The organism is Archangium lansingense, from assembly GCF_026626635.1.
In the GTDB taxonomy this organism is placed as follows: domain Bacteria; phylum Myxococcota; class Myxococcia; order Myxococcales; family Myxococcaceae; genus Archangium; species Archangium lansingense.
Window position 1 is genome coordinate 10,443,172 of sequence record NZ_JAPNKA010000001.1, and the last position, 13,918, is coordinate 10,457,089.

A 13,918-nucleotide genomic window follows, 5' to 3' on the forward strand; every position below is an offset into this window, starting at 1 on the left:
ACACGCGCGAACTGGGCAGCAGTCAACATGACATGAACATATCAGGAGCGCACTGACCCCACGCGGAGCGATGGCCGCAACGGCAGGCTCGCCTGCCACTGCACGTTGGGCAGGCCGTAGCCGGGCAGCGCGCGCACTGGGCGGCCTCCTCGGTCAGCGTGCGCCCGGTGAGCGCCCCCACCAACCGAACCATCGCCCGCGCCGCGTCCGTACCCATTGCGCAGCGTCAGGTTGGGTCCAAGGAAGTAGAGCGAGTTCTTATCCGTCAGTTCCAGCCGCTCGTTTTCAAAGACCTTGTTCTCGAAGAGAACGTTGGTGAGCCACCCCATGGCCGCCCCTTTCAGAAGGTGAGCATCCGGAAGAACTCGCCCGCCATGCGTCGGCCATGCCACGCCAGGTTCGACGCCGTTCCCGAGAGTGTCGCGGCTGCATCAGTAGACGATGAAGTCGAATTGCTCGATGACGGCTTTGATTTCCTCCGGGGTGGTCTCGAACTGTCTGGCAATAGTAGGAGCGTATTCAGTCAAGGATCTGGTGGCGGATGGTCGCTTGTGGAGGTTCTCCACAACCACACGGCCGAACCGGCCCGGCCACTTGACCCTGCTCAGTTCAGAAGCTCGTCCAACAGGATCCAGAATGGTGAAGCAGGGCCATTTGGGAAACGTGAGGGTGCGGGGGTCGCAACCCATGATGCGGCAGCCGTCCAGGCGGGCTTCTGAGAAGTCGCAGTCTTCGATGGCCCCCAGCTTGTACTCCGGCTCATTCCCGTATTCGGGCCAGTGCCCGAAGTCGCACCCCGACAGCCGCCCCTTGAACCGGCAGCCCTTGAGGGAGGCCTTGAGCCATTGCTGGTGGTTCTTCAACTCCTGCTTCACCTCGAAGGTGCAGTCGGTGAACTGTGCTCCGATGATGATGAGGTTCCTGGCGGATACCTTCAGGACAACGGTGCAGTTGCGCAGCGTCAGGTTGGGTCCAAGAAAGTAGAGCGAGTTCTTATCCGTCAGTTCCAGCCGCTCGTTTTCAAAGGCCTTATTCTCGATGAGAACGTTGGTGAGCCACCCCATGGCCGCCCCTTTCAGAAGGTGAGCATCCGGAAGAACTCGCCCGCCATGCGCCTGCCATGCCGCGCCAGGTTCGACGCCGTCCCGGAGAGAATCTCGTACCGGCGGTTGTTGCCCCAGGTCAATCACGTCGACTCCCTCCTGGTTGAACCGCAGGCGCCCTCGGAACTGGGCCTTCACCGTTTCGTGCACGAAGCGGCCCCGGGCCTCGCGCTCCAGCAAGTGCGCCAGCCAGTATTTGCCCTTCTCAAGGGCGTCGTCGATGGCCTTTACCTCCTTATCCGAGAGCCGGTGTGGCCCCCATTGCCGGGCCGCCTCGGTCACCGCCTTCTGGAGCATGTCACCCACCTCATCCTCGGCGGGAATGTCGTGGATTGACTTGCCAGGAGGCAGGTGCCACCTCTGGCCATTGGGCAGAATCACCTGCTGGTTGCCGCCCCGGTGGCGGATGGCGACGGTGCCAGAGGAGCCGCCCCCGGAGGACGCCCCTCCGCCCCGTCCCTTCTTGAGCATCACCACCGCCATGGGGCCGTGCGGGGTGGCCGTCACTGTCTCCACCGCCGCCACCGCCCGGGCCAGCGCGCCCTCCTGGGCCGCCATGACTTCCACCTGCCCCAGCACCGCGGCTCCGCCCTGCGCCTGCCACCGCGCGTTGGCCAAGCCGTAGCCCGGCAGCGCACGCACCCTCGTCGCCACGTCCCCCAGCGTGCGCCCCGTCAACGCCCCCACCGCCAGAATCATCGTCCGCGCCGCGTCCGTGCCCAGCACCCGGGCAAAGCCCTCGCCCGCATCGCGCAACTCCGCGAAGGTGGTGGCCTCGTGCGCCCGGGTGGCCATGAACGCCCAGCCGTCCATCAGCCCCCAGAGCGTATCCACCCCCAGCCACGCCACCAGGACGACGGACAGTCCGGCGGCCAGCAGCTTCGTCGTTGGCTCGGGCACCAGCCAGAGGGCCAGGTACGCCCCGAGCGTCCACATGCACGAGGCCACCAGCACCTGCGGGTCCAACTCCCGCCCCAGCGCCTGTTTCGTCTCCTCCAGCACCGAGCCGAAGGACAGGGCGAGCGCCAGGGTGCGCCGGTCGTCTGTGCGGAGGTAGGGCGCGTCGTCCAGCAGGCGCAGGCAGTCGCCTCCGCCCTGGCCGCGGGTGCACCACTCCAGGTAGTGGCGGCGCAGGGCCTCGTTCGCTTCGGTCGTCAGGCCGCTGTCCTCGTCCACTGGCACCAGGGTGAGGATGCGGCCCTTGTACACCTCGGCAACCCACGTTCCACTCCGCTGCTCCCACTCCGGGTGCTGCTCAACCTGTCCCTTCAGCCACTCGAGTGCGGCCTCCCGTGGACTTCTGCCCTCCCGTTGCACCTGCCGGGCGTTTTCACGCACTGCTCGCAGGAAGTCCGCCCGGTTCACCGGCACGGCTCGGCTGGCGCCCGAACCAGGCTCCAGCACCACCATCTCGTACTGCGCCGAGCCTTCGAGGCCGGAGTCGGTACCCGAATGAAGCGCCTCACTGGACGCTACCCGGCCCTCGAATTGGCCGCCCGGGGGATGGCCCGTGGCGCACGCCGAGAAGAGGAACAGGACGAGCAGCGCCCAGCAGCGGCGCGGCGGGCTCGCCGGAGAGGGATTCTTCAGACGGGGAAACATGCCGCACCTCTTCTGCCAGCCGTGGAGGCGGGCGCGGGTTGCTTCCGGGAGTACACGGAAACACGGGCGCGGCCGTCAAGCCACCAGGTAGGCAGAGCGGTGGAGGACGTAGACGGTTGACGAGCGGCACGAGCACTACGGAAAGGTGACGTTGCCAAGGATGACGGTGCGCTTCTGGTCCGCGTCCCAGAGCGTGAGGGTGTACGTGCCCCGGGCCTCCGTTTGCGAGGCCAGCACCTCCACCACCACGCGGCCCCGCTGAATCTTGTTTCCCGGCTCAGCAGGGAGGAGGGGCTGTGACTGCCAAAGGGGCAGCGGCTTCAACACCTCGCCCTTGGGACCGCGCAGCACCGCGCCCACCGCCGTCCAGGGCTCCGTGCCGGGATTCTCAAGTTCCACCTCCACGGCGATGCGGTCCTCCCCGCAGTAGCTGTAGACGCCGCCCAAGCGCAGGGCGTTGCCCTTCACCTCGGTGACGATCTCCAATAGGTCCTTGGATGTGATGCCCTCCTTCCCCAGCAACCCCGAGGCCAGCGCCCCCCTCAGCCCCTCGGGCCCACCGCGCTCGGCGCGCAACTGCTGCACCTCCGCCCTACACTGCCGGGCCTCGGCCTGGGCCGCCTGCTCCCCCTCCCGGAAGGAGGCCACCGAGCGGGGCTCGCGAAACACCTTCACCTGCGACATGCCCAGTGCTGGGTGGGCCAGCAGCACGAAGCTGGCACACGCGGGGGCCGCGCTGTCCGCGAAGCACACCTCCACCTTGAATCGCTCCCCAGCCTCCAGCTTCTCCGGCGGCACCAGCGTGAGGCTCTGCTGCCCGGGGGACACGTCCACGAAGCGCTCGCGCTCCTGAGTCCGCACGGAATCTGGCTGGAGCGGCGTGTCGAAGCGAAACGTGAGAGGCACGTCCGGGCTGATGCACACCACTGGCGTCTTCGCGGGGGACTCGGCCGTCAGTTCGATGCGGGGGCTCGCCGTTTCACAAGCGTCCGGTTGGGGCGGCGTGACGGCTTCGGGGAAAGTGGCGAGGACCAGCGCGAGCAGGCCCATGGCGGATGCGGGGGGCACGGGGAGTCAACCTCCAGGGAAAGGCGGGGCGTGGTGACCAGAGGCGTTGGCCTCTACCACACCTCCCCGTCGCCCTGCCGCCCGTGCAGGGGCTACTCGAAACGGTCCACCGCCCGGACACCTTGAGAGGAGAAGACCACAGCGGCGTCGGCGGGGCCGCCAACGTCCTTCCTGTCCACGCCAAGCGTCCGCCCATCGCGCTGGACCAACTCCAGGCAGACCGGGTACGTCTTCCCGGACTCTGGATCCCTGGCCTGGGTGAAGCGGCCGTAGACACGCTCCGCTCCCAGGTAGAGTCTGCCGGTCAGCTCGCAACCCGTCAGTTCCCCCAGCCCCTCGGTCCTGATCCAAAACGGGGAGGACTCGCGCACGGTGATGCGCTGCGCACTCTCAATGACAGTGAGGAAGGTGCCACCGGCATCGTTGCCGATGCGGATGCCCAACTCCTCCATGGTCTTCACCGCACCCGGAGGGCAGTCGGCGGGCCTGGGCGGAGGGCGCACCACCTGGGGCGTGCTGGTGCAGCCGGTGAGCAACACGGTGCAGATGCCCACCACGCATGTCTCCTGGCGCATGGGCACACAGCGCAACGCCCCGCGCTGCAGCCGGGCGGCGGGCTTCTCGTCGGACTTCCGTCGGGTGTCGTTCTCGCGGAGCATGGTGGCGAAGGTGGACGCGGGGGGAGGAAACAGGAAGGCAGCCGCGCCCCCTCCAGCTTCGGACGGCCCGCGTGGCGCCGCCACTTCACGGACAAGCGAGGCATGCGGAGCCGGGTTGTCCGCCAACCACCCAGGAGGCAATGGCACCACCGGTGGCGCTGGCACCGGGCCGCGCGCATCCCAGGAGTCCGTGCGCGAGCGCAGGGCCCACGCGCCGACCAGCACCAGCGCCCCCACCAGCAGCGTCACGGCCAGCACACGCGCTGGCGGGCCCGAGCGCACGGGAGAAGCAGGGGCGGACGCGCGCGCCGCCACGACGAGGGCAGCTCCTTCCACCTCGAGCACCGGGGCATCCACTGGCTGGGGCGCAATTGGCGCCTCTTGCTTCAACTGCGCCACGACGGCGGCAGAAGCCTGCGGCGGGGGCGGTGGCTTGCGCCGGGCCTTGCGCACCCGCCCGCGCCGAGGCATCGCCGCCTTCATCTCCTGTTGGACGCGCTCCCACGTGTTGCGGTCCACCACCTTGCCCGGGATCTCTTCCGTCGTGAGCACCTGCGGCGCATCCGGGTCCATCAACGGCACGTCCCAGCTCGCGTCCGCCCCGGCCAGCGCCTCCTCCAGCGCCGCGGCCACCGCGTCCATATCCGCCAGCCGAGCCCCGGGCTCCTTCTCCAGCAGGTGCATGCACACCCGGCTGAACGCCACCGGCACGCGCGGGTTGCGCTCGTGCGGCGCCCGCGGTGTCCGAGTGCGGATGTCCTTCACCATGTGGGGATTACTCATGCGCGAGCCGAAGGGCAGCTCGTCCGTCAACAGCTCGTACAGGGTGACACCGAAGGCCCACACCTCGTCGGCCACGCCCGGCTGGTAGCGCGCATCCTCGTCCGGGTTCTCCTGGAGGAAGTGGTAAGCCTCCGGGCTGGTGTACTCCGGTGTCCCCGGCGGCAGCCTCCACATCCGCGGCAGCGTGGTGCGACCCTCCAGGTGGCCCACCCCGAAGTCCACCCACACGGGCTTGCCGTCCTCCTCCCTCACCATCAGGTTGTCCGGCTTGATGTCTCGGTGCAGCACGCGCCGACGGTGCACTACCCCAAGCGCCCGCGCCGCCTCCAGCATCAACGTGGCGCTCTTGCGGGCCGAGGGGTTGTGCTCCAGCGCGTGCCTCAACAGCGTCTGCCCCTCCACGTGCTCCATGGCGATGTAGAGGTAGCCATCCTCCGGGTACGGCCAGTGGCCATGGCCCAGCACCCGCACCACGTTGGGGTGCTCCAGGTGGCGGAGGATATCCAGCTCCAGCTCGCCGCAGGGATCCGTCGGGTTGCTGCGGTAGAGCTTGAGGACATAGAAGCAGCCCTCCCACTCGGCCAGGAAGAGGAGACCCTGGCCGCCCTGTCCCAGCGGGCCCACCACACGGTACTGGCCCACCATTTCCTCGGACTGGGGCAGCCTGTAGACCTGCCCTCTCTTCAATGCGGCTCTCTTCAAGGAGGCTACCTCCGAAGTCTGGAAGCTAACATGACTCGACGCCTCCTCCTCCCGTCCTCCGAGGACTGGACGGATAAATCTACTTCCCAGGTCATGTCGTGATAGGGTCCGCGCCCGCACAACGGCATCGGAGCCCCTTCATGCAAGTAACGACTTGGTTCATCGCGAAGGAAGATGAGGCAGAGGCAATCGAGTCGATCGTCACGACCGAGGAGCACGCCCCGGAGGACTGGACGAATCTCGAGCTCCCGCTCATCGAGATGGAGCTGATGGCCCTCTCCGCCGCGCTCCGGGGAACGGAGGACATCACGGACGAGCGGACCTCCGAGGATCCGCTCATCTTCCGGGAGGAAGACGGTCTGATCATCGCGCGCGTGATGGAGTCCTTCATCCAGGCGCTCGCCCGAGTGAAGGATGAGAACGTCCCCGGCCTCATCACTGCCTGGGTGGAACGGATCGACCAGGAGCACCACGCACCGGAGGAGCTGCGCGAATTCCTCGCCGAGATGGTGAAGTTCGCCCGGCAGGCGGTGGCACGCCGCAGCCCGGTGCTGTCGCTCGTGACGTTCTGAAGCGGGTTTGAGTCAGGAGTCCGCGCCTGTAACGTCCCTGGGTATCCTGTACTCCCGACCCGGAGGCGCCCGTGACCCGCGGATCCAAGACTCCCGAGCAGGACCGAGCCGAGGGCACCGCCCGTCCCCGTGGCTATGAGCAGGTGGACAAGCTGTCCGTCCCCCTCCCCCACGGCACCGAGGTGACGACGCGCGTGGAGCGCGTGGCTGGTGACCGGCAGATCCCCCAGGGAGTGGTGGGCCGCGTGGTGCGCGCCCGCGGCGGCGGCTTCGACGTGCAGATCGTCGGTGTCGGCGAGCTCTGGTACGCCCGCGACGAGCTGGTGCCTCGCAAGCCAGGTCAGCTCCAGTTCGCGCTCCGGCGCGCCGCCACCTGGGACGCCCTGCGCCCCTGCGTGGTGCTGGAGACCGTGGTGGGCTCGCAGGCCTGGGGCCTCGCCAACGAGGCCTCCGACGTCGACATGCGCGGCGTCTTCGGCCTGCCCCTGCCCTGGCACTTCGGCCTCGCCGACAAGGCGCGCGACCTCGTCAGCGCCGATGGCAGCCATACCTTCTGGGAGATCTCCAAGGCGGTGGAGCAGGCCCTCCGCGCCGATCCCAACACCCTGGAGATGCTCTTCGTCCCCAGCGCACGCGCCACGGACGAGCTGGGAGAGTGGCTGCTCGCCGAGCGCGAGGCCTTCGTGTCCAAGGCCATCTTCGGCAGCTTCGGCCGGTACGCCATGAGCCAGCTCGACAAGCTCACGCGCAGCCAGCGGCTCGCCGAGCACCGGGATCTGGTGCTCGAGTGGCTCTGCGAGGAGCCCGCTCCCAACCTCGACGAGGTGGCCAGGCGGCTCGCGGCCATCTCTCCGCGCTCCGCGCCCTCGCCCGAGGACGCGCTGCTCGCGGCCAAGACGTACCTCAAGCAGCTCTACCGCTCGCTGTGGGACCAGGGCCTCATCGAGGCAAACGATCTCGCCGCCCTCACCCGTTATGCGCGGAGCGGCGGCCAGCGGCCTCCCAGCGCTCGCGAGCTGCGGCCGAAAAACGCCTACAACCTGCTGCGCCTGGTGGTACTCGCCACCGGGTGGCTGAGGGAGGGGGTGCCCACCTTTGAAGTCACCGGCACCTACAAGGCGCGCATGTTGGAGATCAAGGCCGGACGCGTCCCGTTGGAGGAGGTGCTGCGGGACGCCGAGGCCCTCGCACCTGAGCTGGAAGAGGCCCACCGCACCAGCAAGCTGCCGCAGCTCCCAGACTACGGGCGCGCGGACCGCCTGGTGCGGCGCGTGGGCGAGGAGCTCGCGCGGCGCTGGGTGATGAAGGAGCCCGGGCCGTTCGGCAGTGAGGCCCCCGCGCCTCCGGCCGTTGAATGGAAGGAGGAGGAGTCATGACCGGTACCCTGATGACGGAGCACCAGACCCAGGTGGCCAATGCCGTGCTCGACGAGGAGTCCACCCGGCGGTGGCACCTCGTCGTGTCGCTCTCGGGCGCGCACGCCTACGGCTTCCCCTCGCCCGACAGTGACCTGGACCTCAAGTGCATCCACGTCACCCCTACCTCCCACCTGCTTCGCCTGGAGCAGCGCGGCCCCGTGTCCGCCGAGCGTCTGGAGGTGGTGGATGGCGTCGAGGTGGACTACTCGTCCAACGAGCTCGGCCCCGTGCTGCACGGCGTCCTCCAGGGCAACGGCAACTACCTGGAGCGCCTGCTCGGGGCCAACACCCTGCGCGGCTCACCTGAACTGGAAGCCGTGCGCCCGCTGGTGCGCGGCGTACTGTCGCGGCGGCTGCATCGGCACTACCGCGGCTTCGCCCACGGTCAGCTGCGCGAGTGGGAGAAGACAGGCTTCCGCTCCACCAAGAAGCTCCTCTACGTGTTGCGCACGACGATCACCGGCACCCACGCGCTGCTCACCGGCGAGGTGGAGACGGACCTCACCGCGCTGATGGACCGCTATGGTTTCGGCGAGGCGGGTGAGCTCGTCGCCTGGAAGCGGAAGGGCGAGCGGGGGGAGTTGCCCGAGTCGCTCTCCAAGCACTGGCGCGGTCAGGTGGGGCGGGCTTTCGAGCAGCTCGACTCCGCCTGCGAGCGCTCCGTACTTCCCGAGGAGCCCCAGGGCGCCGAGGCGCTGGAGGCGTGGTTGCTCGAGCTCCGGCGCTCGCGGTTCTAGGCCTTCAGTTTCAGGTAGTGCTCGCGCTTCGCCTTGGGGAACTTCTCGATGGCGTAGCGCAGCATGGTCCTCGGCATCCGCACGGCATGACGGTCGAGGAAGGTCTCTTCGCTCGCGAGGTCCCTGTCGCCCACCTCGCGCAGCATCCAGCCCACTGCCTTGTGGATGAGGTCGTGCTTGTCGTGCAGCAGCAGCTCCGCCAGCTTCAGCGTGTCCTTGAACTCCCCCGCGCGGATGAAGGCCTGGGTCGAGAGGATGGCGATGCGCCGCTCCCATAGCACCGGCGAGCGCGCCAGCTCGTAGAGCAGCGGCGTGAGCTCGGGGTGCTCGAGCAGATAGGCGCCCACGATTCGGGGCGCCACCGTGTCCACCAGGTCCCAGTTGTTCAGCCCCGCCAGGTGCTCCCGGCAGTACGCGAAGAGCTGGCTGCGTCCGGCCTCGTCCGCCCGCTCGAATTGGGCCACGAGGATGAGGAAGCCGGTGAGCCGGTGCTCGTGGACCTTGCTCCGCAACAGTTCGCTCAACTGATCCAGGGGGAGCGCCTTGTGGCGCCGAGCGATCTTCCTCTGCTCCGGCACAGTCACTCCGAGGAACACGTCTCCCTCGGCGTACTCGCCCGGACCTGTCTTGAAGAACTTCGGATAGAAGGCGGCCTTCTCGGGGTCGGCCGCCTGCGCCAGCTCGTCCCGAATGGCCTTGATGGATGGGGTGCTCACGCGCAGGAGTCTGGCGGGGACATGACCCGGGAGGCTAGCGTCATCCGCCGTGTCCCACGATCTGCTCGACCTCGCCGCCACGCCCGAGCGCCTCCGCGCACTCGCCGATGCCGGTGTCCTGACGCCCCAGGGCCTGGAGCATGCCCTGCGGCTCGCCATCGCCACTCCGGAGCGGCCCGCCTGGCGGCGTTTCCTGTCCGCCGTGCTGTTGGGCTTCGGCTCGCTGCTGGTGCTCTCCGGCGTCATCTACTTCTTCGCCTACAACTGGGCGGAGCTCCACCGCTTCGGGAAGATGGGGCTGCTGCTGGGCGCCATCCTCGCGGCCTGCATCGCCGCCTGGCGCCTGGGCGAGACCCTCGCCGGACAGTTCGCCCTCCTCTTCGCCGCGGTACTCGTGGGGCCGCTCCTCGCCGTCTACGGACAGGCGTACCAGACGGGCGCGGATCCCTATGAGCTCTTCCTCGGGTGGGGCTTCCTCATCCTGCCCTGGGTGGTGCTCGCACGCTTCAGCCCCCTGTGGTTGCTGATGCTCCTGCTCGTGAACACCGGGCTAGGCCTCTTCTGGTTCCAGGTCGCCGACGGCGAAGGCACCACGCTGATGCTAGTGCTCGCGCTGGTGAATGGCGCAGCCTGGCTGGTGCATGAAGTGTTCGCGGCGCGCGGCCTTCCCTGGTTGAGTGGCCGGTGGCTGCCCCGAGTGCTCGCGATGATGACCATGGCGCCGCTGCTCGGTCTGTCGGAGTTGCTGGTAGCGGTACCCCGGGAGGCGGACACCTCGAGCCGCTTTGGGCTCGGCCTGCTGGTGGTGGTGATGATCGCAGCGTATTTCTTCCACCGGCAGGTGCGCTCCGAGCTCTTCCTTCTCACCCTGGACGCGGTGAGTGTGATGACGCTCCTCACCACCTTCATCGGCCGCATCCTGTTCAAGACGAGCGATTTCGACGCGGGCGTCTTCTTCGTGATGGCCCTGCTCATCATCGGCGAAGTGGGGCTCACAGTCTGGTGGCTGCGCGCTGAGGCACGCGGCCCGGAGGAGGCCTGACCATGGCGTTCAAACCTTCGCTGCGGGACGTGCTGCCCGTCGAGCTCCAGGAGCAGGCACGCGCCACGCTCGCCACCAGCAAGGACGCCACGGCCAGCATGCCCTGGTTCGTGCGAGTCCTCACCGGCTTCGGGGCCTGGCTGGCCTCCTGTTTCTTGATCGCCTTCATCTCGATCGGGGTGGTGGTGGGCGAGGAGGTAGGAGCCATCGTCCTGGGCCTGCTCCTCACCGGAGGCGCCGTCTTCGTGCGGCACGCGGGGAGCAACGTGTTCCTCACCCAACTCGCCCTGTCCACAGGATTGGCTGGGCAGGGCCTCTTCATCGGCGGCGTGGGAGCCCTCACGGAGAGCGAGAAGGTGGCGGCCCTCGCTACCATCGTCCTCCAGACGGTGCTGCTCTTCGTCTACCCGGATGCCATCCAGCGCTTCCTGTCCTCGCTGTTCGGCAGCCTCGCGCTGCTTTTCCTGCTGCGCACCACCGCGCCGGGTGTGCTGGTGGACGTGGCACTGGTGGGCCTCACTGTGCTCGCGCACCTCCTCTTCCTCCAGCAGGCCCGGCTCCAGAGCGAGCGCTGGGGCGGGTTGGTGACTCCCGCGGCCTTCGGGCTCGTCACCACGCTCCTGTTCTCGCTGGTCATGCGCACCTGGTTCCATGACCTCTACGGGAGCCTCTTCCGCGAGGGCGCGACGGAGCTGCCCGTCGGGGTCCTGACGCTCGGGCTCGCCGTAGTGACGATGTACTCGGCCTGGCGCGTGCTCGAGGAGACGAACTCCAATCCCGGTGGCCTCACGGGCGTGACGACCTTCGCCTCGCTGGGGCTGATGGCCCTCCTCACGCTCCACACGCCCGGCATCATCGCGACGATCGGCGTGCTCCTGCTGGGATTCCACCGGCGCAGCGTGGTGCTGCTCGGCATGGCCGTGGTCTTCATCCTCGCGTTTGGCGTGGGCTACTACTACGACCTCCAGCTCACGCTGTTGGCCAAGTCGCTCGCGCTGCTGGGCAGCGGTCTGGTGCTGCTCGGCCTGCGGCTCTTCATCCTGCGCCGCTTCCCCGCGGCCGAGGAGGTGCGCTGATGCGCGCCCGCGTCATCTTCGGTGGACTCCTCCTGGTGGTGGTGGTCCTCGTGTTCCAAGTCGTCCGCAAGGAGCAGGTCCTGGCTCACGGCACGTCCGTGCTGCTGGAGCTCGCCCCCGTGGATCCCCGCTCGCTGATGCAGGGGGACTACATGGTGCTCGACTACGCCGTCAGCCGCGAGGCCCGGCTGGCCGATGACTCCGGCTCGGGCCCGAAAGAGGGGCGCCTCGTGCTCCAGCTCGATGAGAACGGCGTAGGGCGCTTCGTCCGCCACGACGCCCCCGGCACCCCGCTCGCCCCGGGGGAGCTGCTGCTGCGCTACAAGGTGCGCGGGCACCGCGTCCGCCTGGGCGCGGAGTCCTTCTTCTTCCAGGAAGGACACGCGGAACGCTACGAGCAGGCGAAGTATGGCGAGCTCCGCGTAGCCGGTGACGGCTCCAGCGTGCTCGTGGGCTTGCGAGACGCCGGACGCCAGCCGCTCTAATGCCGCTCCAATTTCCTGTCCCAGTCCGACAACTGCGTGGCCACCGCGTATTTGTAGGCGCTGGAGAGAGCTTCGAACTTCCTCGGGGGAAGCGCGGAGAGGCGCTCACGCAGGAAGTCCGGATCGCCGAGCACCTCCCGGTGTTTGATATCGGTGTCCACCTCGACGATGCCAGACATCACCCGGAGCACGGCCTCCAGGCACTCCTCGCGCGTGGCGCGAGCCATGCGCTCCACCGTCAGGGCCAGGTGCTCGCGCACCGGGGCAGGGCCCCCGGGGCACCAGGCCTCCAGGGTCCTGCGGTAGATGTCATCCATGAGTTCCTCCAGCGTGTACTTCTGATCGAATGACCAGAACGCGTAGCGAAGGCTCTGGAGCACCTCCCAGAAGCGGAGCACCGAGGCGAGCCGGTTCGCCATGCGCTCAGCGCTCTGCGGCGGGGGCGGAGACACGGCATGGTCGAGAGCCCCCCAAGGGGTGCTCAGGCAGAAGGACTCGAAGGCGTCTCTCATGCGCGGGAGCTCCTCCTCCGGGACGCCTTCATCCAAGCCCATGAAGACCTCGACGAACACGTGCATCCGCCAGCGGGGGTCGCCCGTGTCGAAGTCGGCCCCCGAGTGCATCACCAGCACTTCGCCGGGCAGCACCTGGCGCATCTGCCGGGGCTGGGGAAAGGCACCGGTCTCGAGGTACTGCCGGGCCCACCAGTGGCCCTCGGCGCTCACCTTGCGGCGAGTGGTGGCTTTGGTGCCGAAGAGCATCGCTGGAAACTCGAGCGCCGGGGAGCGTTCCGCGTTCATGGCCTTTCGCCCTACCACAGCGGTCAGATTCGCCTCAAGCGCCAGGCTCTGCGCACACCGAGGGCGCAGACACCTCCCACCCGCTCAGCGGCAGTCCGCGGGCAGGTAGACTTGGCCCTGGAAGCCCTTGGGGCGTTCGCCTCCTCCATAGGCAGCCCGGACCGCCTGCTCGGCCAATTCGCCGCGCTGCTCTACCTCTTCCCTGGGCAACTCCTCTTCCTTCTGGGCCGCCCGCTCCTTCCAGGAGGCACCGGGCTGCTTGCGCCGGTAGCTCCAGCGGTACAGCGTCACTCCGGGCTCTGGCGTGCGCCAGGACAACTTCCAGAGCACGCCCCCGTTCTCGAATTCGAGGAAGAGGGTCCCCTCGAAGCCGGTGCCTCTCGTGAGCTTATTGTCAGCCTCGACGGCCTCATTCAGGGCCGCCAGGTAGCGCCCCACCTGTTCTCTCCCTTCGCTGCGCGACTCCTCATCGTCCGGTTTGATCTCGAACAGCACGAGGAGACGGGTATCGGTGATGTCCGGGCGCAAGAGCCCCACGAACTTCGAAAGACGCTTGGGATTCCCCAACTTCCCATCCCCCACAATGGTGGAGAGGTTGGCATCGAGGAAGACGGCGTTGAAGGGGTGCTGCATGCGGTACTCCCTGCCAATGGCGTCATGTGCGGCGTTGCCAAGGAAAGCGCCCCAGGGCTCCCTGGAGTCCGGCTTGCGGCCAGGGAGTTTGGAGGAGGGCGGCTCCGCCCGGGCACCGAGGGCCGCCACGACAACCAGGAGAAAACCCGCCAGCCCCAAGGTGCTCCTCGTCCTGCTTCCACTGCTTTTCATGGCCAACATGCTCCTCCCGGTGCGGTGTGAAGTCAGGGAAGGAACCATGGTATGGCGAGCTCCGCGTGGCCGGTGACAGCTCCAGCGTGCTCGTGGGCTTGCGAGACGCCGGACGCCAGCCACTCGGCCGCGCGGTTCCGTGACGGAAGAGCCACCTTGTACAGGTCTGGAAACTCCACCGGACGAAAGCGGACAGCGGCCAGAAGACGGGGAAAGGTGCCGCGCGCAAGACGGGGCGGAGGTACTCGCATCCCTGTAGGCGCACGTGGCCAGCCTCGGGACTGTCACGCTCCCAATGCAGCCCTGGCCACGTCAGCAGGTGGGATGTCG

Annotated in this window: 13 protein-coding genes and 1 pseudogene; 6 read left to right on the forward strand and 8 right to left on the reverse strand. The window is 68.0% G+C overall.

The genetic code is table 11. From position 1 onward, the window contains the following. Positions 1-41: 41 nt before the first annotated feature. The 5 genes and pseudogenes from OV287_RS41655 to OV287_RS41670 all read right to left on the reverse strand — a co-directional run bounded on the left by OV287_RS41655 (position 42) and on the right by OV287_RS41670 (position 5,902). Positions 42-329 (reverse strand): hypothetical protein, encoded by a 288-nt coding sequence (locus tag OV287_RS41655; protein WP_267542621.1) that lies wholly within the window; start codon positions 327-329, stop codon positions 42-44. 102 nt (positions 330-431) lie between these two features. After that, positions 432-1,064, reverse strand: coding sequence for a hypothetical protein (locus OV287_RS41660; RefSeq protein ID WP_267542526.1), 633 nt, complete (start codon positions 1,062-1,064; stop codon positions 432-434). An 11-nt stretch (positions 1,065-1,075) separates the two neighbouring features. Further along, positions 1,076-2,705 (reverse strand): annotated as a pseudogene (gene sitA5, locus OV287_RS56730) (SitA5 family polymorphic toxin). 135 nt (positions 2,706-2,840) lie between these two features. Beyond that, positions 2,841-3,773 carry a DUF2381 family protein gene (locus OV287_RS41665; protein WP_267539596.1) on the reverse strand — a complete coding sequence of 311 codons (933 nt, stop codon included), beginning with the start codon at positions 3,771-3,773 and terminating at the stop codon, positions 2,841-2,843. A 92-nt stretch (positions 3,774-3,865) separates the two neighbouring features. Continuing rightward, on the reverse strand, positions 3,866-5,902 hold the full coding sequence (locus OV287_RS41670) for a serine/threonine protein kinase (RefSeq protein WP_267539597.1): 2,037 nt from the start codon (positions 5,900-5,902) through the stop codon (positions 3,866-3,868). Positions 5,903-6,057: 155 nt separating this feature from the next. Between OV287_RS41670 and OV287_RS41675 the strand changes: the two genes are divergently transcribed. From OV287_RS41675 to OV287_RS41685, 3 genes are all read left to right on the forward strand, one after another. Further along, positions 6,058-6,489 carry a hypothetical protein gene (locus OV287_RS41675; protein ID WP_267539598.1) on the forward strand — a complete coding sequence of 144 codons (432 nt, stop codon included), beginning with the start codon at positions 6,058-6,060 and terminating at the stop codon, positions 6,487-6,489. Positions 6,490-6,560: 71 nt separating this feature from the next. Next, entirely contained in the window at positions 6,561-7,865 is a 1,305-nt protein-coding gene (locus OV287_RS41680) for a DNA polymerase beta superfamily protein (protein WP_267539599.1), read from the forward strand. After that, complete coding sequence (locus OV287_RS41685; RefSeq protein WP_267539600.1) at positions 7,862-8,644, forward strand: nucleotidyltransferase domain-containing protein; 783 nt, start codon at positions 7,862-7,864, stop codon at positions 8,642-8,644. Before OV287_RS41680 ends, OV287_RS41685 begins: the two co-directional genes overlap by 4 nt. Here OV287_RS41685 and OV287_RS41690 read toward each other — a convergent pair. After that, positions 8,641-9,360: a DNA alkylation repair protein gene (locus OV287_RS41690; RefSeq protein WP_267539601.1), complete on the reverse strand. Its 720-nt coding sequence runs from the start codon at positions 9,358-9,360 to the stop codon at positions 8,641-8,643. The two genes, OV287_RS41685 and OV287_RS41690, sit on opposite strands and share 4 nt — an antisense overlap. 49 nt (positions 9,361-9,409) lie before the next feature. Here OV287_RS41690 and OV287_RS41695 point away from each other — a divergent pair, with 49 nt between their 5' ends. The 3 genes from OV287_RS41695 to OV287_RS41705 are packed head-to-tail and all read left to right on the forward strand — an operon-like array spanning position 9,410 to position 11,963. Continuing rightward, positions 9,410-10,402: a DUF2157 domain-containing protein gene (locus OV287_RS41695; RefSeq protein ID WP_267539602.1), complete on the forward strand. Its 993-nt coding sequence runs from the start codon at positions 9,410-9,412 to the stop codon at positions 10,400-10,402. Between the two features lie 2 nt (positions 10,403-10,404). Next, a complete protein-coding gene (locus OV287_RS41700) occupies positions 10,405-11,478 on the forward strand; it encodes a DUF4401 domain-containing protein (protein ID WP_267539603.1) in 1,074 nt (357 codons plus the stop codon). Beyond that, the gene (locus tag OV287_RS41705) at positions 11,478-11,963 is read left to right on the forward strand and encodes a GDYXXLXY domain-containing protein (protein ID WP_308809783.1); all 486 of its coding nucleotides are present in this window, start codon (positions 11,478-11,480) and stop codon (positions 11,961-11,963) included. The genes OV287_RS41700 and OV287_RS41705 overlap by 1 nt, the downstream gene beginning before the upstream one ends. Here the strand turns inward: OV287_RS41705 and OV287_RS41710 are convergent. Continuing rightward, a complete protein-coding gene (locus OV287_RS41710) occupies positions 11,960-12,763 on the reverse strand; it encodes a hypothetical protein (protein ID WP_267539604.1) in 804 nt (267 codons plus the stop codon). The two genes, OV287_RS41705 and OV287_RS41710, sit on opposite strands and share 4 nt — an antisense overlap. An 84-nt stretch (positions 12,764-12,847) precedes the next feature. Continuing rightward, positions 12,848-13,588, reverse strand: a complete 741-nt coding sequence (locus OV287_RS41715; protein WP_267539605.1) for a hypothetical protein — start codon at positions 13,586-13,588, stop codon at positions 12,848-12,850. Positions 13,589-13,918 lie beyond the last annotated feature (330 nt).